Origin of the sequence: Paenibacillus sp. NRS-1782 (genome assembly GCF_050467685.1) — a bacterium.
In the GTDB taxonomy this organism is placed as follows: Bacteria; Bacillota; Bacilli; order Paenibacillales; family Paenibacillaceae; genus Paenibacillus; species Paenibacillus terrae_A.
Window position 1 is genome coordinate 108,860 of record NZ_JBITPH010000014.1, and the last position, 21,637, is coordinate 130,496.

General features: G+C 47.9%; 16 protein-coding genes and 2 pseudogenes. 16 read left to right on the forward strand and 2 right to left on the reverse strand.

Translation table 11 applies throughout. The features are described from left to right. Positions 1-34 precede the first annotated feature (34 nt). The 3 genes and pseudogenes from ACIFQM_RS05550 to ACIFQM_RS05560 all read left to right on the forward strand — a co-directional run. A pseudogene (locus ACIFQM_RS05550) lies at positions 35-214 on the forward strand (diguanylate cyclase); the annotation flags it as partial. A 49-nt stretch (positions 215-263) separates the two neighbouring features. Then, positions 264-1,008 (forward strand): annotated as a pseudogene (locus tag ACIFQM_RS05555) (ABC transporter ATP-binding protein). Then, positions 962-1,129 (forward strand): hypothetical protein, encoded by a 168-nt coding sequence (locus ACIFQM_RS05560; protein ID WP_430048083.1) that lies wholly within the window; start codon positions 962-964, stop codon positions 1,127-1,129. Before ACIFQM_RS05555 ends, ACIFQM_RS05560 begins: the two are co-directional and overlap by 47 nt. On the opposite strand, the gene ACIFQM_RS05565 is transcribed toward ACIFQM_RS05560, so the two are convergent. Further along, complete coding sequence (locus ACIFQM_RS05565; protein WP_430039207.1) at positions 1,104-1,691, reverse strand: TIGR00730 family Rossman fold protein; 588 nt, start codon at positions 1,689-1,691, stop codon at positions 1,104-1,106. The genes ACIFQM_RS05560 and ACIFQM_RS05565 overlap by 26 nt on opposite strands. A gap of 94 nt (positions 1,692-1,785) precedes the next feature. Between ACIFQM_RS05565 and ACIFQM_RS05570 the strand changes: the two genes are divergently transcribed. From ACIFQM_RS05570 to ACIFQM_RS05625, 12 genes are all read left to right on the forward strand, one after another. Beyond that, positions 1,786-2,106 carry a MazG nucleotide pyrophosphohydrolase domain-containing protein gene (locus ACIFQM_RS05570; RefSeq protein ID WP_025685550.1) on the forward strand — a complete coding sequence of 107 codons (321 nt, stop codon included), beginning with the start codon at positions 1,786-1,788 and terminating at the stop codon, positions 2,104-2,106. Positions 2,107-2,405: 299 nt separating this feature from the next. Further along, entirely contained in the window at positions 2,406-2,675 is a 270-nt protein-coding gene (gene rpsN / locus ACIFQM_RS05575) for a 30S ribosomal protein S14 (protein ID WP_134909863.1), read from the forward strand. A 235-nt stretch (positions 2,676-2,910) separates the two neighbouring features. Then, positions 2,911-3,903, forward strand: coding sequence for a cation diffusion facilitator family transporter (locus tag ACIFQM_RS05580; RefSeq protein WP_430039205.1), 993 nt, complete (start codon positions 2,911-2,913; stop codon positions 3,901-3,903). Between the two features lie 205 nt (positions 3,904-4,108). Beyond that, positions 4,109-6,025 (forward strand): hypothetical protein, encoded by a 1,917-nt coding sequence (locus ACIFQM_RS05585; protein WP_430039203.1) that lies wholly within the window; start codon positions 4,109-4,111, stop codon positions 6,023-6,025. A 16-nt stretch (positions 6,026-6,041) separates the two neighbouring features. Then, positions 6,042-7,952 carry a glycosyl hydrolase gene (locus tag ACIFQM_RS05590; RefSeq protein WP_430039201.1) on the forward strand — a complete coding sequence of 637 codons (1,911 nt, stop codon included), beginning with the start codon at positions 6,042-6,044 and terminating at the stop codon, positions 7,950-7,952. A 54-nt stretch (positions 7,953-8,006) separates the two neighbouring features. After that, positions 8,007-9,128: a glycoside hydrolase family 88 protein gene (locus ACIFQM_RS05595; protein ID WP_430039199.1), complete on the forward strand. Its 1,122-nt coding sequence runs from the start codon at positions 8,007-8,009 to the stop codon at positions 9,126-9,128. 392 nt (positions 9,129-9,520) lie between these two features. Then, positions 9,521-10,039, forward strand: a complete 519-nt coding sequence (locus tag ACIFQM_RS05600) for an RDD family protein (protein ID WP_430039197.1) — start codon at positions 9,521-9,523, stop codon at positions 10,037-10,039. Positions 10,040-10,414: 375 nt separating this feature from the next. Continuing rightward, a complete protein-coding gene (locus ACIFQM_RS05605) occupies positions 10,415-12,382 on the forward strand; it encodes an ATP-dependent DNA helicase (RefSeq protein ID WP_430039195.1) in 1,968 nt (655 codons plus the stop codon). Beyond that, positions 12,376-12,675 (forward strand): DUF6509 family protein, encoded by a 300-nt coding sequence (locus ACIFQM_RS05610; protein ID WP_430039193.1) that lies wholly within the window; start codon positions 12,376-12,378, stop codon positions 12,673-12,675. The genes ACIFQM_RS05605 and ACIFQM_RS05610 overlap by 7 nt, the downstream gene beginning before the upstream one ends. A 282-nt stretch (positions 12,676-12,957) precedes the next feature. After that, positions 12,958-13,881: a PLP-dependent cysteine synthase family protein gene (locus ACIFQM_RS05615; protein WP_430039191.1), complete on the forward strand. Its 924-nt coding sequence runs from the start codon at positions 12,958-12,960 to the stop codon at positions 13,879-13,881. Position 13,882: 1 nt separating this feature from the next. Continuing rightward, positions 13,883-15,019, forward strand: coding sequence for a bifunctional cystathionine gamma-lyase/homocysteine desulfhydrase (locus ACIFQM_RS05620; protein WP_430039189.1), 1,137 nt, complete (start codon positions 13,883-13,885; stop codon positions 15,017-15,019). A 557-nt stretch (positions 15,020-15,576) separates the two neighbouring features. Next, positions 15,577-18,324 (forward strand): PHB depolymerase family esterase, encoded by a 2,748-nt coding sequence (locus tag ACIFQM_RS05625; protein ID WP_430039187.1) that lies wholly within the window; start codon positions 15,577-15,579, stop codon positions 18,322-18,324. Between the two features lie 122 nt (positions 18,325-18,446). Here ACIFQM_RS05625 and ACIFQM_RS05630 read toward each other — a convergent pair whose 3' ends face one another. Next, positions 18,447-19,364: a hypothetical protein gene (locus ACIFQM_RS05630; RefSeq protein ID WP_430039186.1), complete on the reverse strand. Its 918-nt coding sequence runs from the start codon at positions 19,362-19,364 to the stop codon at positions 18,447-18,449. Positions 19,365-19,809: 445 nt separating this feature from the next. Here ACIFQM_RS05630 and ACIFQM_RS05635 point away from each other — a divergent pair, with 445 nt between their 5' ends. Then, on the forward strand, positions 19,810-21,615 hold the full coding sequence (locus ACIFQM_RS05635) for a vWA domain-containing protein (protein ID WP_430039184.1): 1,806 nt from the start codon (positions 19,810-19,812) through the stop codon (positions 21,613-21,615). Positions 21,616-21,637 lie beyond the last annotated feature (22 nt).

The following is a 21,637-nucleotide window of genomic DNA, read 5'->3' on the forward strand; positions in this document are numbered from 1 at the left end:
GTTGTCTCTTGCGATATTGCGGGAGACAGCCTTCTTTAATGAATATATCTGGAACTCGTTTTTACTGGCGATTGTATCGACCTTCCTGACTTGGGTAATTGCCGTCATAATTGGTGTGGTTGCTGCTTATAAGCAGTATTCGTGGTTCGATACCCTCGTCATGGTGGTGATTTTTGCTGCGATGTCTGTTCCATCTTTTTTTATCGGGCTGTATGCTCAATACAGGTAGTGCGGAGTACATAAGAGGTAGGTGATCTTACACCATGAACAATGTACTTTTGAGTGAGCATTTAGGCACTCATTTTTATACAGAAGAAGGCACGGTCAAGGCGGTGGATGATGTCAGCTTCCGTGTGAAGTCGGTGGAGACGGTATGTATTGTCGGCGAATCAGGCTGTGGCAAAAGCATCACTGCGATGTTAATCATGGGTCTGATCCAGAGCCCTGACGGTAAAGTGGCAGGCGGAAGCATCCGTTTTGAGGATACCGATCTGCTGGGGCTTAGCAGAAATGAGATGCGCACGATTCGCGGTCATGAGATATCTATGATTTTTCAGGAGCCGATGTCATCGCTGAATCCGGTCATGACCATTGGGGAACAGTTATCCGAGCCGCTAGTCGAGCATTTGAAAGTGGGCCGCAAGGAAGCGCACTAGCGGGCGTTGGAGCTAATTCCCATATGTCTCTGATGCTGATCACCCATGATCTGGGCGTTGTTGCAGAAATGGAAGATTACGTCATTGTGATGTACGCAGGCAAGATTGTCGAGGAAGGCGAAGTGGTACAGCTATTTAATCATCCCAAGAGCATCCTTACACGCAAGGATTGCTAAAATCCAAGCCGGTGCTAAATCAGCGTCAAAAGGAACTGTACTCCATCCCTGGACAAGTGCCTAATCCACTGGAGCTGACAACATCCTGCTATTTTCATGACCGCTGCTCCAAGGAAGTACCTCTCTATCGTGAGGCTCGACCAGATCATTGGGTGGCTTGCCATTTGGCTGAATGAAACGGCAGACCGTTCACTGTATCAGATCGGTTCTGCTGTTTCAGCGGCTTCTTTGGATGTTATGAATATATTGATATTAGACGGGATACGACAAGTTACCGGGTTTGTTTTTCTTCAATAATGTAAGTTTTCTGGGTAGGCGGTTCATATGTACTAAATTGGTCAAGTAAGCCCTTTGGGTCTGTATCCACAAGTGCCATTGTACGGTATTTTTCATGCAGAAATTGCTCCGCTGACATATGATTAAATAATGAAACGAGAGGATCATAAAAAGAGTTAATGTTTAAGAGTCCGCAAGGTTTATTATGGAGTCCTAGTTGAGCCCAGGTGAACATTTCAAAAAATTCTTCCAACGTTCCTGGCCCGCCTGGCAAGGCAATAAAGCCATCTGCCAACTCAGTCATTTTAGCTTTTCTCTCATGCATGGAGTTTACAATGATAAGCTCTGACAAGTTCTTATGGGAGATTTCTCTGTTTTCCAAAAAACTTGGTATGATGCCGATTACATGTCCGCCTGCTTCTAATACCGAATCCGCAACAGCTCCCATGATGCCAACACTTGCCCCTCCATAAACAAGCGTGATATTGCGTCTAACCAATTCTCTACCAAGGGATTTGGCACCTTCTCTATAAACATCAGCTGCTCCATTACTTGACCCACAAAAAACGGCTATTTTTTTCACTTTGTAGCGCCTCCTCGTAAAATGTTCATCATCATATTATACCTGACTTTCAATATTTGATAAACTTGAGAAATGAAAATGGAGGCTGGTGAAAATGAATATTGCTGAATTCCAAGAGTGGGTAAAAGATTACTATGAAAGCAGGGGCTGGTCAGAGTTAGATATTTTTATTCGTATCGGCTTTTTAGCAGAAGAAACGGGCGAGGTGGCACGAGCGATAAGAGCTTTGGAAATCGGTAGAGATAGACCTGACGAATCAAAGGGCTCATTTGAGGAAAACAAACAGGAGCTTATTGAAGAATTAGGAGATGTATTAGGCAACCTAATTGTAATAGCCAATAAATATGATATTCCTTTAGAAGAAGTATTTCACTCCCATAAAAAGAAACTATCAGAACGTTATTCTAAAATTTAATTTCTTTCATTTACGAAAGAGCAATGATAACACGATGATATCTCAATAGCGGCGGCAGTCTGAAACTTTTATGTTCAAATTTCAGACTAACGCTGTTTTTTTTCATTCGGTTAGTTTAATCCATTATGTTCATAGGACATCAGATTGGGTTGACAACCCACCCGAAACATCGTTATATTAAATGATAATCGTAACTATTACTATTTATATGAAAATTATGTCCATTTCCGTGTTCGTCCATCCAGTGGCAGGGGTGGAGAGCCTTCATGATTGGCATATATCACAAGGAGGAGCTTTACATGGCTAAGAAGTCGAAAGTAGTAAAAGAGAAGAAGCGTCAGGAAATTGTAACTAAATATGCAGACCTGAGACGTGAACTGAAAGCAAAAGGGGACTACGAAGCATTACAGAAGCTTCCGCGTGACTCTTCCCCGACTCGCCTGAAAAGCCGTTGCGAGCTGACAGGCAGACCGAGAGGTTACCTGCGCAAATTCAAGCTGTCCCGTATCGCGTTCCGCGAACTGGCTCATAAAGGCCAAATTCCAGGCGTTACGAAAGCAAGTTGGTAATCAGGTCATCTGTGCTCTTAACCTGATGCAGTGTATCACAGAGGGGTGAACAGGGAATGCTTCGCGTCACAGGATGACGTGGAGCATTCTTTTTTTATGGCATTTAAATCGCTGTTTGTATTGCTTCTCCCCGAATGGTTAGGTAAAATATGGACGGGTTAAAAATAATACATAACAAAAGATTACATAATGTGGCGATATCAAATTATGTATACCTCAGGAGGAAAGCTACAGGATGGATGAGCAGCAGAAAAAAGATTCATTTTGGAGTCTGGTGAAAAAGGGGAACAAGTCCTCAGGCTCGGCGGCACTGGGTAATACCGGTATTGCGATAATTAAGGGGATTGCTTTTGCCTTGACAGGCAGCGGTTCCATGTTTGCCACCATGATGCATTCGATTGCAGATGCGGTGAACCAGGTGTTTGTATTCGCTGGCAGTGTGCTGGCAGAGAAAAAGCCGACAAAGCGCTTTCCTACTGGCTTTGGACGGGTGATTAACCTGTTCTGTATGTTCGCGGTTATTGTCGTAACGATCATGGCTTATGAAACCGCGTTGGAAGGCATCCATTTGTTGCAGCATCCGGCTGAATCCACGCATGGATTTTGGATTAATGTGGTGGTCCTGATTTTGTCTCTGGTGGTTGACGGGTTTGTATGGAGCAAAGCGATGAAGGAAGTGCTGCATGAATCCAGAATGGAGGCGAAAGGGTTCGGCATTTTCACCTCTGCGTTTCGCAATGTGGGACGTGCTGCACCGCCAACTCGTCTGGTGTTTTATGAGGATCTGGTAGCAACAACGGGTGGTGTGCTTGCTCTGCTGGCTGTTGTGGTTACCTCGCTGACAGATTTTAAACTGCTGGACGGGATATCGAGTATTCTCATCGGTTGTCTTATGGTAGGCGTTGCGTTTCGGGTTGGCTACGACAATATGGTGGGCTTGATTGGAGTATCTGCTCCCCCTGATATCGAAGAACGCGTGGCATCCATTATTCTTGCAGATACGCATGTGACGGATATTTACCAAATGCGTATTTTGCAGGAGGGACGCTATTATCACGTAGAAGGGCTTATCGAGCTTACACCAGGAATGACACTGGCAGATGCGGACGATATCAAATTCAGAGTCGAGGATGCTTTGTTGCGTGATCCTAATATCTCAGATGCAGCACTTGGTATTCTGGAGGATGACGGGATTAAAAACTGGAAATCAGAAAAGCCCAAAGCCTAGAAACGATAAATCCAGGCGAATCTGGACGAAGCTTGGAAATAGCGTAAAACAAGAACTTCCATGACCAAAGCAACGTGGCGTGGAGGTTCTTTTGCGTTTTGCGATATTGTTCTCTACCCCTTTGAATTTAGGCGGATTGTTAGATACAATGAAAGCGTTAACAAAAAAGGCGAAAACGAATGTGTCTCATGGGGAGGAAATACAAATGAGTCTTCTGAAGGAGGCTTGGCCTGCTTCGCGGCTCGTCACGGTGCTGGCTGGCGGCGCGTCAGATGCAGCAAGGCAGCGGTTAAGGCATGAGTGGACGAAAAGACTGCGGGTGACTGTTTCTGAGCCGAACTATACCGGGCTTTGGAAGGATATTGAGCGTGTCTGTGAGAATAACCGGGAAACGCCATGGCCGACGCTTTCGTTGTCTCTGTTCCGGCAGTTTGCGAATACAGGGGAGCGCAAGCCATATGAGGATGTGTACTTTGAACGGCGTGGACGACTGGTTGCCTTAGTGCTGGCCGCCGTTGCCGAACCGGAGTCTTGGCGGATCCAAGAGGTGGAAAGCGGTCTGCTGGACATCTGTGGGGAGTATACATGGGCACTTCCTGCACATGTCAGCGAAGAGGACACGGTGACGCCGCCCTGGCAGCAGGTGGATTTATTCGCTTCCGAAACCGCGCAAACGCTGGCTGAAATCATTTTGCTGCTAGGTGAGCAACTGGATAGTCTTGTGGTCGCTCAGGTGCGTGGTGAGGTAGAACGACGTGTTTTAGAACCTGTATTCTGGGAGCCGCGTCATTTTCAGTGGGAAACAGCGGATCACAACTGGGCGGCTGTATGCGCTTCTGGCTGCGGAATCGCTGTGTTGCTGCTGGCAGAAGACGATCCACGCAAGGCTGCGGCTATCGAGAAAATGCTCGGTGCGCTGGACTGCTTCTTGGCAGGGTACAGGGAGGACGGTGGTTGTCCCGAAGGAGTCGGCTACTGGGTGTACGGCTTTGGCCATTTTATCTATTTTGCCGCCATGCTGGGAGAACTTACCGAGGGGGCTGTGGATGTCCTCAGCTCGGAAAAAATTAGGCAAATAGCAGCCTTTGCGGAGCGGGTTCATCTGTCGGAAGGCATTTTCGCCAATTATTCGGACAGCAGTGAAACCGAACGTCTTCCTTCCGGACTTATATCTCGTTTGAATGCTTTGCAGGGACGACCGTCTACACTGCCTTTCCGCATACCGGGTCTACTGGAGGACCCTTGCCGTCGTTGGGCGCATGTATTGCGAAATTTGGTCTGGACGGAACCTTTGGCCTTTGGGAACAGTGAGGCTGTAGTCGATTATTTGCCACAACTCGGGTGGTTGATGTGCCGCAGCCAAAGCCACAACCACAGTATATGTGGAGCTTTGACAGTTGAACAGGGCCCAATATTCTCCTTTTCAGCTAAGGGGGGGCATAACGATGAACCGCACAATCACAATGATCTGGGACATTTTATCCTTCATGGCGGTGGTGAAAATCTGCTGTGTGATCTGGGAGCCGGCTTATATACTAAAGCCTATTTCTCACCGGGGCGAGAGTCGATCACCAACATTTCCTCTGGCGGTCATTCTGTGCCTGTTATTAACGGGATCATGCAGCAATTAGGTGCAGAGGCACAGGCAGTTGTGCGGGATATTGCCTTGGGAGAGCAAGGGGCCGCACAGGCGGGTACAGGGCTTAAGCTGGATTTGACATCTGCGTATCCCGTAGAGAAATTGGCACTGTTCACCCGCTCATTTGCATGGCATGTGTTGGAGGGGAATGAGGGGGCGAAGCTTACCGTCACAGATCATTTTGAGTTTGAGACGTCTGACGGGAGCATACAGCCGTGGGATGTGCAAGAGAACTTGATCAGCCGTATTCAGCCTTATACGGGAACAGGCTTTGTGGAATGGAAGGGAGTGAATGCAGCGGTCAGGCTGGATTATGATGCCAGCGTGCTGCGTCTGGAGGTGGAGGCTGTGCAGCATTTGGATCATGACGGGGGACCGTTTGTGTTTTATAAAACATCGTTAGGGCTGGCCTCGGATCGCTGTGGCGGCGCTGCAAGCATGGATTGCGAGCTGTTTTTTACCATAAATCATTCTTCATTTTGAATGGGAGGCTGACAGAATGAATAAACTGCACACAGGCAACGTGTATCCTTGGCAGACGGAGCTGGAGGAATTTATAGAACGGTTGGAAATCGGGCTGAATCGAGTGGAGGACGGCTGGACTCACCAACGTAAGCTTGCTGTGCTGGAAAAGCTGGTTCGTGCTTATACCCCGCATCAGGATGAGAATGGGGCCATCATCGACCCTCATTCTGATAGTGAACGGTATTACTCAACTCCATCCTATGCTTTGGCAGCGGCGGTACTGGTCAAAGAAGGTCGGTATGACTTGCTCGAATCCGCTGCTGCGGCTTTAACGCATAGCATCGCATGTGTGGTGGAAGAGAGGGCCCCGGATCACCATCCAGACTTTTTTCCGATCATGATGATGGGGGCATATCGGCTGCTCAAAAACCTGCTGCCAGAGCAGGCCACAGCATGGAAGCAGCAGTTGAGCCAGATTCAGCCGGAAGATACCTACATTTTTACGATGAGCAAAATGAAAAATCCGAATCGTATGATCAACTGGAACGCGATTATGATTTCCGGTGAGTTTATGCGTGCGGCAGAAGGAATTGCCGCGGATTCGGAATGGATGGAGACGTATATCCGTAGTTATCATTTGCCTCGCTTTACCGGATTGGGATTGTATCAGGATGGTCCGCTGGACCGGCCCAATAGCCCGTTCGCCTACGATATTGTCACACGCTTTCATCTGGGTGTGATGCTGGAGGCGGGATATGATGGCGGGTGTGCCCCTGAACTGCGCGATCATCTTCACAGAGGAGCGCTCAGCTCACTGCTGACGTTATCCCCGCACGGGGAAATTCCGCCGCGTGGAAGAAGCGCTCAGCATCAGTGGAATGAAGCGGCGGCGGCCTTCGTTTTCACGACACATGCGCAGCAGGCTTTTGCAGCGGGCGAGCATGGGCTTGCAGGCGCATTCCGGCGGGCAGCGGACCTGTGCTGGCAGGCAATTGGCCGCTGGCAGACCGACGAAGGCAAGCTGCATATCGTCCGCAACCATTATTCGTCCGAGGCTCGGCATGGCTTCGAGGTGTACTCGAACCATACCTGCTACAGTCTGTGGACGGCTGCTGCGCTGGCTTATACACTTCTGCACGGAGCGGATTTGGAGCGCATTTCACCATGCTCAATTCCGGCGGAAATGGGCAACCGAGTGCTGGAAACGGACGGCTGGTTCCAGACCGTCATTGCGACCGTAGATGGGCAGCAAATGCTCGTGCAGACATCGGTCAATGACCCGTACAATATTCCCGGCATCGTGCGTATTCAGCGTTCCACGCTGCCTCCGCTCATCGGTCCGTCCTCGGCGGGGCATGCAGACCGCGGCTTTACAGGCTTTGCGGAAGGGGATATTTTCCCGCTCAGCTATACCCCGGCCTGGCAAACGGAGGATGGGAAATGGCACAGCCTGTCGGAAGGCATTCCCGGCACGCTGGGGTTCGACCGGGATGGAGGTATTGATCCGTTGGACGGTGGGGGATCGGTACAGATGGAGCAAAGCACCACATCTGATGGAGAGACTGATTTTACGTTGTTGTGGAAGGGTCCGTTTCCGGGCGTGTGGGAAATTCGAACGCAATATCGGCAGGTACCCGGCAAAATTGAGGTGACATATGAGCTTCAAGGCAATATTCAGGCTGTGGGGGCACTTATTCCTTTAATGGCGTATGACGGACGGGAACGCAGTGTCATTCACCATGTCATGTCGGCAGGTGAAGAAAAGGAAAGCATTCGGGTGGAATATGCAGGTGCGAATCTGGAAGTTATTCCAGCAACGAAAGGAACGAATGTCGTGTGGCCAGAAGATCTGGCTGCTGTGGCCTGTCGAAATGGATTACTCAAGGGAGCACGTTTGGAATGCGAGGGTAGCCGTATCTCTTTTATTATTCATTTGCCAGCATAAATAAGGACCGGAACAATCGGATTTTAACATGTGGAAAAGGGAGAGTGAAGAGCAATGACTGAAACAGCAGCATGGCTGGAACAATCGTGGGAGCTGGCCTTGGACAAAACGCTTGCCTTGGCGGCAAGACTGGGGAACGCCTTTCCACATGTTGCAGAAGGTGGACGTTATGATCATCGTGAGGAAGAATGGTGGACGGCAGGCTTTTATCCAGGTTTGCTGTGGCTGGTAAATCGGGCACGTCCTGACAGCGGAGCTGCCAGCATTGCACAGCAGTGCGAGGAACGTCTGGAGAAGGTGCTCTACAACAGTGAAGCCGTAGACCATGATCTTGGCTTTATTTGGCAGCCCAGCGGTGTGGCAGCCCATCGGTTGACTGGAGAGTTGGAGTCCAGAAGACGCGGGTTGTTAGCCGCTAACCTGCTGGCTGCGCGTTTTAACGTGAATGGCCGTTTTATTCGCGCGTGGAATTTCCACGCCAAGGACATGGATACGCGGGGCGTAGCGATTATAGACAGTATGATGAATCTGCCCTTGCTCTATTGGGCTTCGCAGGAAAGCGGGGACCCGCGTTTTGCCGCTCTGGCTGTGCAGCATGCTGATACCGTAGCGCGTGAGTTTGTCCGTGCTGACGGTTCGATTGCGCATGTGGTCGAGTTCGACCCGGAGATTGGAAAAAAACGCGCCGAGCACGGCGGACAGGGATTTGCACCCGGCTCTGCCTGGGCACGTGGCACGTCATGGGCTTTGTACGGTTTTACGCTTTCGTACGGGTATACACGCGATTCGCGTTATTTGAAGGTAGCCGAGAGCACGGCAGACTTTTTCCTGTCCCAACTGGGCGATGCTTGCCTGCCTGTGTGGGATTTTAGAGCGGAGGAGGGACACCGCGAAGCTTGGGATTCGTCTGCTGCGGCGATTGCAGCGAGTGGCCTGCTGGAGCTAGCAAAATATTCGACGCGTGCGGAGCATTTTACGACGGCAGCAGCATCCATTCTCAAGGGCTTGCATGAGACATGTACAGCATGGGAGCAGGATCATGAGGGACTGCTCATGAATGGAACTGTACATTATCCCGAGCAAAAATACATTAACGTGCCCATCATCTACGGCGATTATTTCTTTGTCGAGGCACTGGCAAAATTGCGTGGAGAAGAAGGCTTGTTTAGTGTGTAATTCGGGATGCGGAAAATCTACGGCAGGCCGGACTATTATTTGCGTAGGTATCTTGTAGGGCCGATGAAGGCAGCGTGTGTGTAATTTCATTTACATATACGCTGTTTTTTTATAACCGAAATAGCTGATTCAATTCGATGCTAAAGAACTACTTCTAGCAGGAGAGAGGAGATAGCTTTGTCTAGTTCATACTAAATCAGAGTAAAAATATTGAAGATAAGCTCTTAGCTCTTATAAAATTTTCATTTTAATGCATGGATATAGGTCCTCTTGCTTGTTTATAAGAATTGATTCGTAAATTGACAAATGAGGTAGGCATCCGTATGATAACTTCTTGGACAAAGGGATAAATTGGGTTTTAAATCTCATTTAAAAAGGAGTTATGCATCACCATGGAAACTGCTAATGATAGTGAAAAACAGATATACGGAGGGTTTTGGAAACGGACGGCTGCATTTTTGATTGATCTGATTATTTTAATTGTAATGGTTCTTTTAGTAAGCGGAGTATTTTACACGATGCCATTCCTGCTGGACATGGAGGAGGTTGGCTTCATAAAAGCATTATATATATTGTGGCCACTGATTTTTTGGCTCTTAGTGCCGTGGCTGTATTGTGTGCTTTGGGAGTCATCAAATGCACAAGCAACGCCGGGCAAGCTTGCGTTTTCTCTTATTGTCGTGAACGAGGAAGGAAAACGGCTTGGATTCATGCACGCTTCGGGGCGTTATTGGGTTAAAGCCATATCAGGTGCGATTGCACATATTATATATATCGTTGTTGCTTTTACTCCAAGAAAACAGGGACTACACGATTTCTGTGCCAAAACCTTGGTTGTGAATAAAAAAGAGCTGCAACGACATGAACAGCATCCGTCTTTATCACCAGTATCTACGAATGTCATGAATTGATGAACAGAGAAATTTAGAAAACGATTCCTGTAACAAATTCCGAATTTGATGAAGCAAAAGTAAACAAGGAACCAGCTATTGCCCTGAAAGCATTAGATGGTTTCTTCGTTTTTTCATTATGCCATGAAAACCTCCCTTGCTTAACCTACCTCTTTATCATAGCTTTTCCCCAAAAATGCGATTATAGCGGCCGTTTGCAGTGTAGCGGAGGATTGAGTTTGGAGAATCGCCCTTTGTTTTACGGAGAAATCTCTTCCTTCTTCATAGCGAAATAAAAAAATGTGAGCTGTTCGTACAGTTTCCATGTTCTTTTTAGGTTGTTTTGCGTTATAATGAAAGGATGCACATTATGAACGAATTGGAGGCACAGCCCGATTGACTACTTATCCTTTTGCCTTTGATCCGTCCAAGCCGTTTATTGAGCAGGCAAGTGACTGGATTGCGGATGTATTTTATGAAGTTTTGCCTGAAGTCGGCTTTGAGGTTCGGGATGAACAAATTTATATGGCATTCCAGTTGGAGCGTGCCTATAAGGAAAAGAAAACGATTTTCGCGGAAGCAGGTGTGGGCACAGGCAAAACGCTGGTGTACCTCCTGTACGCTATTGCATATGCCCGGTACATGAGAAAGCCCGCGATTATCGCCTGTGCGGACGAGTCGCTAATTGAACAACTGGTGAAGCCGGAGGGAGATATCGCCAAGCTGGCGCGGCATTTGAGCCTGACGATTGATGCCCGACTGGGTAAGTCGCCGGATCAATATATTTGTCTGAACAAGCTGGATAATGTACGAAGCGGATTGGATGATGACGCGGATGTGTTCCGTGATATCTATCAGGACCTGCCGGATTTTGTCCATTTTCCGGATACGCTACAGTCCTTTACCCCTTACGGGAACCGCAAAGAGTATCCCGAGCTAACGGACGGACAGTGGAGCAGACTGGGCTGGGATGTATTTCAAGATTGTCTCGTTTGCCATCAGCGGCATCGTTGTGGACAGACGTTGTCCCGCGATCATTATCGCAAAGCGGCAGATCTGGTGATCTGCTCTCATGATTTTTATATGGAGCATGTATGGACCTATGAGGCGAGAAAGCGTGAGGGCCAGCTGCCGTTACTGCCGGAGCACAGCTCTGTTGTCTTTGACGAAGGGCATCTGCTGGAGACAGCGGCGCAGAATGCACTCACTTATAAGCTTAAGCACGCTCAATTTGAGGCTATTATTACCCGTCTGCTGGAGGGGGAAGTGCGAGAGTCGCTGGCAATGACGATTGAAGATGCGATATCCCAAAGTGAAGCCTTGTTCGCTGTGCTCGATAAGAACAGTCAGCCGGTACAGGGTTCTAATCGCAAGGAGTTTACTTTGAATGAGTCGCTGATTCAAGAGGTAAACCGCTTTGGCGAACTGATTGGCACGATTGAAGAGGAGCTTGTATTTGAAAGCGGGTTATTTTCTCTGGATGAGTACCAGGTCAAAATCGTGGAAGAGCATCTGGAAATGATTCAAACGGCGCTGGCCTTGTTTAAGCGTCCGGAACTCCTGATTTCGTGGGTGATGGAGGATCAGGATGGATTAACGCTTGTGGTTATGCCCAAGATGGTAAAGGAGATTCTCAAAGATCGAGTATTTGCGCAGCATATACCGATTGTATTCTCATCAGCTACACTTTCTGTGGAGAGCTCCTTTGATTATATGGCGCAAAGCCTCGGTATAGAAAATCCGCTCACGTTTTCCGTTGCTTCACCGTATGATTACAACGATCAGATGCAAGCTTCATTATATCCGTTGCAGGCGGGGCATGATCCAATCCAGAGAGCGTTGGCTCTGCTGGAGAAATCGCAAGGAAAAGCGCTTATCCTGTTTCCTTCACACGAGGAACTGGATGCATTCAGAACGGGTCTCGCGGCTTACCATGAAGCGTTTGCTTTTCGTTTTCTGTATGAAGGATCGGCTGAAATCAGCCATCTGATCTCATCTTTCCAGAATGATGAGGAAAGCGTCTTGTGTGCTGTAACGTTATGGGAAGGACTGGATATTCCAGGCCCGTCCCTGTCGCACGTCATCATCTGGTCGCTGCCTTTTCCTCCCAATGATCCGGTTTTTACGGCACTGCGCAAGGATGCGACAGATCCGTTTATGGAGATAGATATGCCTCACATGGCACTCAGACTCAGACAAGGCATCGGGCGATTAATTCGCTCCCGTAATGATCGGGGCTGGATATCCATCATGGGCCAGGATCTGAACCGCGAAGAAGTACGTACACAGGTTTTACAACTACTGCCTGCGGGCGTAGAATGCACTGTAATCGAAGGAAATCCGGAGGGAATGAAGACATGTTAAATTTTACATCGTACACGGTAGATCAGATTAGAGACGCTTTTGGTATTTTGAGTGGGCAGCGTTATGAATTTATAATTGATGTAGAGGTTGAAGAGGACGACGAGCTATACACAGAAAACGGACTGTATATTCGTACGCTTTATTTAGTAGACGAGGAGAAAACAGGAATATTGAAATACGAGCTGATTGAAAAAGTTACGAACCGTTACATCGAGCTTGAGCTGGAAGAGGATGAGTTGCAGGCTGTCGAGAGCTTCTGCAAAGAGCATGTGCAGGACGGAGCCGTAAAGTAACGTAATAGATCGCTTGGCTGTGATTGCCACCGTATAACGAAGTAGGTAAAGGAGTTCTGATGTCATGGATCAGGCTCCTTTTTTTCATGCTCATTCAAGCAGGGGTGGGCTGTGAAAGAAGATATTTGACAAATGATTGAAATAAACATAAAATCTTATTGCACCAATACACACCGTATTACTATGCTTTTTCGGGGGATGACGGCGAGCTTCTCCGGCAATAGGTCGCTATTTTTTGACCATTGGTTTATTAGGATTCGCTATTAAAAGGAGCATGAAATCATGAATGTATATCATAATACCTTGGAATTAATCGGGCGCACACCGCTAGTAGAACTGAACAGCTATTCTCTGCCGAGGGGGATTCGTCTGTTCGCTAAGCTGGAATTTATGAACCCCGGTGGCAGCGTGAAGGATCGGGTGGGCAAGGCTCTGATTGAAAAAGCCTTAAAAACAGGTCAGTTGAAGCCGGGGGGAACTTTAATTGAAGCCACAGCAGGCAATGCAGGTATCGGTCTTGCGATGGCAGCGCTTCATTATAATATCTCGGTTATTTTTGCTGTGCCTGAAAAGTTCAGTCAAGAAAAGCAAGATTTAATGAAGGCGCTGGGAGCGCGTATCGTTCATACCCCGACAAGTGAGGGGATGAAGGGAGCCATCGAGAAAACGAAGGAGCTGGCTGCTGAATTTCAAGATGCCTATTTGCCGCGTCAATTCAGCAATCCTGATAATCCAGAGACTTATTACACGACAATGGGACCGGAAATTTGGAACGATCTGGACGGAAAAGTAGATGTATTTGTAGCAGGAGCAGGTTCGGGGGGAACCTTTATGGGGACCTCGCGTTACCTCAAGGAGCAAAATGCATCCATAAAAACCGTAATCGTAGAGCCGGAAGGTTCGATTTTGAACGGCGGAGAATCGGGTTCGCATAAAACGGAAGGGATTGGTATGGAACTGATTCCCGAGTTTGTGGACAAAGGTTATTTTAATGCCATTCATACGATTAGCGACGTCAATGCGTTCGACCGTGTCAAGGAGCTGGCAGCGCGTGAAGGACTTCTTGTCGGCAGTTCTTCCGGGTCGGCATTACATGCCGCTTTACTGGAAGCTGAGAACGCACCGGATGGCGCACATATCGTCACCATTTTTCCAGATAGCAGCGAACGCTATCTGAGCAAAAAAATATATGAAGGCGGGATATAAAATGAAACGTAAAACAAAGCTGATTCACGGCGGCCTCCCCACCGATCCGCATACGGGTGCAGTTAACGTTCCTATTTATCAGGTAAGCACTTATGAACAAGAGGAAATCGGCGTTCATAAAGGCTACGAATATTCGCGTACAGGCAATCCGACTCGCTTTGCACTGGAAGAGCTGATCAAGGAGCTGGAGGAAGGAAAACGCGGTTTTGCTTTCGGCTCGGGGATGGCAGCGATCCATGCGGTATTTTCACTGTTTAATGCTGGAGATCATATTTTACTGACCGATGATGTATACGGGGGCACCTACCGTATTGTAAGCAAGGTGCTTAACCGGATTGGCATTGAGGCTACATTTGTAGATACGACGAACCTGGAGGCTATCTCCCAAGCGATCCGTCCGAATACGAAGGCACTGTATGTAGAAACGCCTACGAATCCGCTGCTGAAAGTTACGGATATCCGTACGGTTTCGGAGCTGGTGAAAAAGCATGACCTATTGCTGATCGTGGATAATACATTTGCCACTCCATATTGGCAGACACCACTTACGCTTGGAGCCGATATCGTTATTCACTCGGCTACCAAATATTTGGGCGGGCACAGCGATGTTGTAGCCGGTCTGGCTGTTGTGAACAGCGACGAGTTGGGTGAGCAGCTTCATTTTCTGCAAAATGCCATTGGTGCTATTCTCGGCCCGCAGGATTCCTGGTTACTGATCCGCGGTATTAAAACATTGGGTCTGCGTATGGAAGCGATTGAGCAAAATGCCAAGGAAATTGCGATCTATTTGGAGAAGCATCCGAAGGTTAACAAAGTGTATTACCCTGGACTGGAAAGCCATTCGCAGCACGAGCTGTCCAAAATTCAGGCCGATGGCTTTGGCGGTATTATTTCCTTTGATGTAGGTAGCGATGCCAATGCGGTCGCACTACTGAAAAAACTGAAATTTTTTACGCTGGCTGAGAGCCTGGGAGCGGTTGAAAGTCTGATTAGTGTTCCGGCACGTATGACACATGCCTCCATTCCGGTAGAACGCCGCGCAGAATTGGGCATTACCGAAGGACTGGTACGGATCTCCGTAGGGATTGAAGATCTGGAGGATTTAATCGAGGACTTACAGGTGGCATTGCAAGGCTAAGAATCGTTTTGACTATTTGGATCTACTTAATTATGCGAAACAACTAAACGATATAGAGTGGCAGAGAAGCTAAGGATTCTGAAATTAATGCGTTATGGCGGCATTTTGACCAGATCAATGATAGATTATTGGAGTAGTTTGATCTTCTACGGAATAGCAATAATTCTGTGGAATTCGCGAAAATCAGTTAAATAATAATGCTCAATACAAAGGAATTATTTTGAAGTTTGTTCCATGTCGCGCATCATCGTCATGATCTCCATTGTTTTCTCTCCAATTTTGAAAGTAGTAACTTTTTTCTAAACATACTATACCCTAGTGTGGATAGCAATAATCACGACAGATATAAATAGGCTTAAATGTATAGAAATTTTCAATAACGAAGTTAAGCACTCTGCTTTCTTCGTTTTTCTGTTTTTTAAGCATAGCCTCTTTTTTTTGGAAGAAGAAAGGAGTACGCAAAGGCGATAACGAATAGCTTTATATAGTTAAAATGAATGTTAACGGAGTATTATCGCGACGTCTCTGAGGAAACAAAAACCTGGAGGGGGAATGTTATGAGGTTCACGCATCTGGAAAAAGCAACAACTGTGCTGTTGGATCATCCGGTTCGTCTGACGTCTGCTTATGCAGTCGGTCCGGTCAAGCTGCCGGAAAATTGCGGTGTGGGTAGGGCATGGTCCGATCTTTTTACCCCTGAGGAATGGGATTTGGAAAGGGCTTGTAATGAAGAGGGACTGGAGCTTTCGGCTGGAGGAACGGCATCGTGCCGCTTATTAACTGATCTGGACCCCCGAAACGCAGAATTGAATTTAGGTGTCTTTCCGCCCCTGAATGAGCAAGAAAGGCTTTTGCTGGTTTCCAATCTTCACTGCGAGGCAGCACAGGAAGTGATTTTCAGACCGTTTGAAGGAACAGGACAAATTTGGGTGGACGGCATATTGGTTTATGCGGAATCCGGTCCTTTGCGCTTGGTTCTGGAGGAAGGAAATCATACGGTGGTGGTCGTTGCAGCCTTTATTCCCGATGAAGCTCGCTCTATTCGGATTAGTGGAACTCATACGTATGATAGTGCAGATGTGACGGAGCTGCATCAGGAATTCGTAGAGCGCAATATACGTTTTCATATGGCATGGCTGGAGGTGGAGAAACCCGCTGGCAGGGAGGGGGAAGACAGTCCAATCTCTTTTTATTTGCTGCGCAAGGATCGCATAGATCTTCCTGTAGATCAGCCGTTATGGGTTGAGGTAACGAATGATGAGGGAACATTGCTGGACCGATTTCAGGCGGTTTGGGAGCAGGAGCAGCAATATGCCTGGGATGAGGAAGTTACCGGGAATACGGGAATGCTGCATTTTACGGTTACATATCAGGACCATGAGGCAAGAGAGCATTATTTTGTGTACTCGATGCTTGTGCGGTCTTTGTTGGCGGTTGTGGAGGGATTGCAAGAAGAGTACGACCAGTATAATCAATTCTATAATATAGATGCTTCTGGCTCTGCGAGGAAATTACAGGCAAAAGGCTTGCTGGAGGAGCTGAAAAGGTTAACGGCTTTGCCGGAAGACCCTTTTGAAGTCTGGGATATTCGCATTGTGCGGGAATATATCAAGCTGCTAAAACAGATTTTCACACATGCGTACATGGAACGGCCTCAGCATCCATATCGGGAAGATAACATCCTTTTGTGCCCTGACGGGATTGGCGAAGGCTTTTTTGTCTCTCGTTTGGACAACAGCCTGCAACGCTACACGATACAGCTTCCCCGAAGCTATTCGGCGGATCGGCAGTATCCTCTCATCGTCCTGATGCCGGGCAAACGGTATGAGCTGGGTCTGCCAGATTTTCAGAAACGGGGCTTTGGACAGGGCTGGGAAGAGGAAGGGATATTCGTCACTTTTTCGTGCCGTGGAGTTACGCTGGGCAGTTACATTGGCGAAGCCGCTTTTCTGGAGGCGCTGGATGTTATTCTGCAAGCGTACCAGGTGGATAAAGACCGAATCTATCTGACGGGCTATTCTAACGGCGCATATGCTGCCTGGGCGATGGCACAGGCTTATCCTTCGCGTTTTGCGGCTATTGCCGTCATTGCTGGTGCACCGCATCCGAAGCATCTGATGAACTTACTGAATATGCCCATATTCAATGTGATTGGAGATCAGGATTACTTGTTTGCGCAAGCTTATACGGCTCCTGAAACCGAGCTTTCATCCGACCATTATAAAGGAGTAGTGGAACGGTGTGCCAACCATTGGGATACACATGAGCTGAGGCTTTTGGACGGTGTACTGAGCTGGCTTATGCAATGGAAGAGAGTAATGGTACCTCAGCGTATTGCCTACCGAACGGAGCGGGGGAGACATAACCGCGCGTATTGGCTGGAACTGACGCAAGTGGATGAAAACGAGGAATATGCCGAGCTGTACGGTGAATTAAGCCAAACGGGTGAACTGGATATTAGAGCCATCCACGTCGATGAATTTATTATTCACCTCTCACATGAGATCCTGCCATTGGAGCTTGCCCATGTCCGTATTGGTGCGCGGGTTTTCGTGTTGGATTTGCTAGAATATAACCGCTTTCGCTTTGTTAAAATAGAGTCGCGGAAACGCCCCTCACCTGAATATCGATTGATTGCTGAACGCGGTAGCGTAGCGTATGGAAGTTATGGAAAAGAAACGGATGACAAAACGGCATTGTGCAGGTTAAAAAGCGCAGGTCGGAATCCTTCTGGCCATGGTATGGGAGTGCTCGACGTTTATATGGATCGTCTGCATATTGTCCTTCCCTCCAGCTATGCTTCACCCGAAGAAGAGCAGGCGGTAAAACGGACGGCGAAGGCTTTGGCCAGCCCACGCACAGCGACCTGGAATCCATATATTGACGTTCATTATCCAGTGACGTCCTCTCACATGATTTCGGAGGAAGAACTGGCTGACAGTAACGTTATTTGCATCACTTCGGGCTTGTCCAGACATGAGCTGCTTCAGCGGCATCAAGCCCATTTGCAGATCACCTGTACGGAAAAAGGGTATATACTGGACGGCGATTTTACGGCAGGCGAGTATTGTCTTTCGTATATCCAGCCTGCCCCGTGGTCCACAAGCCAACAAATGCTTGTTGTGGCGACCAATTCTCCCCGCATGCTAGGTAAAAACCTGTTCACGCGCAGACTGATTGTGCCTGGTTATTTTAACGGTCTGCACCCGTATTTGAACAAGGATATTATCGTGTATGACAGCAAGGGTGTGCGGGCTTTTAATTTTAATTCCATAAATCATGCGCAGCAAAAGCTGCAAGGTTGAACCAAAAGCCGTAATTAAAAAACCGTCCGGAGGCACGCTGGCGATCCTGACGGTTTTTTGCTGCTTTATTGCAGTGGTTTGTCGTAGTCATAACGTCATATATAGAAGGGCATTAGGACAAATCAGTTTTTATACTGCTCCATCAGATATACGATCTTGACCTCATCGGCCAAATCGCCAAAGGGTTCATAAGGATTCTCCTGAATGATATGATATAAACGCTGAACTCGTTCCTTCGGCAGTTTGCGCACATATCTGGAAATAAAACCGGAGTGCGTGACCACGTAGCGCTTTTTACGGACAGCCGCACTGGCAACACGGACGAGAATATCCTCGCCTCCTGCCATTTCCAGAATGCGACGTTCATAAAAGGTCACGTAACGGAACGTCCGATCCTTAATTAGCTCGCGATTTAATCTGGCAATCTCTCCGATATATCTGACCATAAGCGGTTCAAAGCTTTTGATCAGGAGAGGGTCGAGCGTTAGCTCCATATCCTTGCGGAGAACAAAGGCTTGCAGCAAGGCGACCTGTTGGAGCCTTATCCGGTCGTTGTGGATGAGTGCGGCAATCTCGCGCAGCATTTCATAGGAAACACGCTCGCTGAGCTGTCGCAGGGCAACCGCATTTTTATGATTGATGTTCAGGCCCTCTTTAATCTGCTCAATGCGGCCTCTGAACAGGCGTATAAGCTGCCTGCGCTGCTCATAGGAACGAATACGCTGCTGTAAAAACACCAAGGGTAGCAGGAGAAGTGCGCCAACGATACCACACAGGAGCATTTGCTGGGTTGAATGGCCGAAAAAGACGGCGGCGATCAGCAGCACGATGCCGAAGGCTAGGTCCTTGCGAAAATAAAGCTTGGCTCTATGGTGGGCATATTGCTCTACAGGAACCAGTGCATTCCGACCGCAAGACGTACATTTATCTTCCCATAGGGCAGTAAACTGTCCGCAACGCTTGCATATCCGCAGTCTTTGGTACGCATGCTCGGTGTGGATAAACGGACGAAATTGTACAGGTTGCTTGGCACTACTCATTGCGATCACTTCTCAGGTTCAGCAGGGCTAGAAGCTCGGTGTCCATTTGTGTAATCGAGGGAGCGCGTTTTTTATGTATAGAGTAGATGATTAATTTGATGGCGACAAAAAGAAACAAAATCGCCAAACATCCGTATGAGATCATAGTGTACTTCCTCTTTCTGCTCAGATTTTTACAGCGATATTTTACAAGGGCGGGTTTCGCTTCTGTTATTTTTGTCGTATAAAGGAGAAGGCTGGTGCCCGATTGCCCTTGTTGGGGTATAATTATATCACTACTGCAGGATATTGGTAAAATCCCGCGGTATAATAGACTTTTTGGCAGTATTCAGGCTATTCGGGCATGATTTTCAGCTGGCTCTCATGTAAAACTCATTATAATTTAATAGTAGGGGAGTACAACTGTAATTTAGAATGAGAACTAACCGGCAAAGGGGTACAAGCGATGTTTAGTAGAGACAGAAAATGGTTTTTGGTCATCGGAATCATATGTGCAATGATCATGACCTCAATTTCGGCATGGCAGCCGCAGACGGCGAAGGCCGCTTCAACCTCCGCCTCCAAGGTGGATGCGGTGCTGGTTGTCGATGTGAGTAATTCCATGAATACCAGTGATCCAGGCAAAATTGGCAATGAAGCCATGAAAATGTTCATTGATATGCTGTCGACGCAAAATGACAAGGTCGGCATTGTAGCGTATACGGATGTCGTACAGCGCGAGAAGGCTTTGCTTAATATTACGTCCGAAGCGGACAAGCAGGAACTGAAGTCGTTCATTGACGGACTGAACCGGGGGGCGTATACTGACACCTCCGTAGGTGTCAAGGAAGCGATCCGCATTTTGCAGGATGGCAAAACAGCCGGACACGCGCCTATGATCGTTATGCTGGCCGATGGTAACAACGATTTAAATAAAACGACGGGCAGAACTGAAAGCCAGTCCGATCAGGATATGGCGAAGGCTGTGGCCGAAGCTAAAAATAGCGGCGTTCCGATCTACACCATTGGTTTGAATGCAGACGGAAAATTGAATAAAAACAAGCTCGCAGACATTGCGCAGCAAACGGGCGGTAAATCTTTTATTACAAGCTCGGCGGATGACCTGCCGAACATCTTGAGTGAAATCTTCGCCAGCAATTTGAAGCTGAAGGTTGTTCCTTTGAAGTCCATTACAGCGAACGGCAGCTATCAGGACGTTACGGTAACTGTACCGAACGATAGTGTGCTGGAGGCTAACATTTCGATTATGTCCTCCAAGCCGGTGGATGCGAGACTGATAGACCCGTCGGGCAATACCAAGCCGATTCCTTCAAGTGATGTACTGCTGTCCAAGTCGAAAAGCTACTCGCTGATAAAGCTGCTCAAGCCTGTGGCTGGCGACTGGAAGCTCCAGGTCAAGGGAGTCCAGCAGGATCAGATTGATATTAATCTGGTGTTCAACTATGATTTGGAGCTGAAACTGGACGCACCGCCTGCCAAAGCTTACAAAAAAGGTGACGCAATCCAAATTCGTTCCTACCTGACGAGTAACAATCAGCAGCTTCAGGATCAGGAACTGTATGCCAATATGAATGCAGTTTTGAAGGTCAAGGACCTCGATTCCGGTACAACGAATGAGGTTCCATTGAAAAATGAGGGGGATGCCTTTACTGGCTCCTACACGATACCGGATGAGCATGACTATGAACTAACCGTCAGAGCAGAGGAAAAGAGCTTCTATCGTGAAACCCAGCCTGTGACCATCAGTGCCAAGGCTGTGGTGGGCAGTGGCACGAATAACGGGACTACGCCAGCGCCGGCAGCACCTGCCGAGAAGTCCAAGCTGCTGCCACTCATTCTTGCAGGGCTGGGACTGCTTGTTCTGCTGGTTGCCGCATTTTTCATCTGGAAGGCTGTCAAAAAAGCCAACCGTGGCTTCGTTGGACAAATCGTTCTTGAAATCCGGGACGAAAATACCGGTGAAAAAACGTATCCGCAATACAAAAAGCTGAACACCTTCCGGGGTAAATTCAATCTGCACCAGTTGCTGCAACTGGCACCGGAATTTGCCGGAACCGATAAGGTGGTGTTCACGCCAGGCAATCAGGACCGTATCATGGTGCGCAGCACTTCGGAGATTACGATTGAAAAATCCGGACGCGCTGTAGATACAGGCAGTGGTCTTGAACTGAAAAACGGCGATCGTCTGACGATTCCGCTGGCAAGCGTGGACAAAACCATTTTGCTGGAATTCATTTCAGTAAACAGCTAAACGAACCCTTAGGAGGTCAAAT

Coding starts and splice junctions, on each gene's coding strand:
- ACIFQM_RS05570 (WP_025685550.1), top strand. CDS start 1,786: ATGAATATTGCTGAATTCCAAGAGTGGGTAAAAGATTACTATGAAAGC.
- rpsN (WP_134909863.1), top strand. CDS start 2,406: ATGGCTAAGAAGTCGAAAGTAGTAAAAGAGAAGAAGCGTCAGGAAATT.
- ACIFQM_RS05580 (WP_430039205.1), top strand. CDS start 2,911: ATGGATGAGCAGCAGAAAAAAGATTCATTTTGGAGTCTGGTGAAAAAG.
- ACIFQM_RS05585 (WP_430039203.1), top strand. CDS start 4,109: ATGAGTCTTCTGAAGGAGGCTTGGCCTGCTTCGCGGCTCGTCACGGTG.
- ACIFQM_RS05590 (WP_430039201.1), top strand. CDS start 6,042: ATGAATAAACTGCACACAGGCAACGTGTATCCTTGGCAGACGGAGCTG.
- ACIFQM_RS05595 (WP_430039199.1), top strand. CDS start 8,007: ATGACTGAAACAGCAGCATGGCTGGAACAATCGTGGGAGCTGGCCTTG.
- ACIFQM_RS05600 (WP_430039197.1), top strand. CDS start 9,521: ATGGAAACTGCTAATGATAGTGAAAAACAGATATACGGAGGGTTTTGG.
- ACIFQM_RS05610 (WP_430039193.1), top strand. CDS start 12,376: ATGTTAAATTTTACATCGTACACGGTAGATCAGATTAGAGACGCTTTT.
- ACIFQM_RS05615 (WP_430039191.1), top strand. CDS start 12,958: ATGAATGTATATCATAATACCTTGGAATTAATCGGGCGCACACCGCTA.
- ACIFQM_RS05620 (WP_430039189.1), top strand. CDS start 13,883: ATGAAACGTAAAACAAAGCTGATTCACGGCGGCCTCCCCACCGATCCG.
- ACIFQM_RS05625 (WP_430039187.1), top strand. CDS start 15,577: ATGAGGTTCACGCATCTGGAAAAAGCAACAACTGTGCTGTTGGATCAT.
- ACIFQM_RS05630 (WP_430039186.1), bottom strand. CDS start 19,364: ATGAGTAGTGCCAAGCAACCTGTACAATTTCGTCCGTTTATCCACACC.
- ACIFQM_RS05635 (WP_430039184.1), top strand. CDS start 19,810: ATGTTTAGTAGAGACAGAAAATGGTTTTTGGTCATCGGAATCATATGT.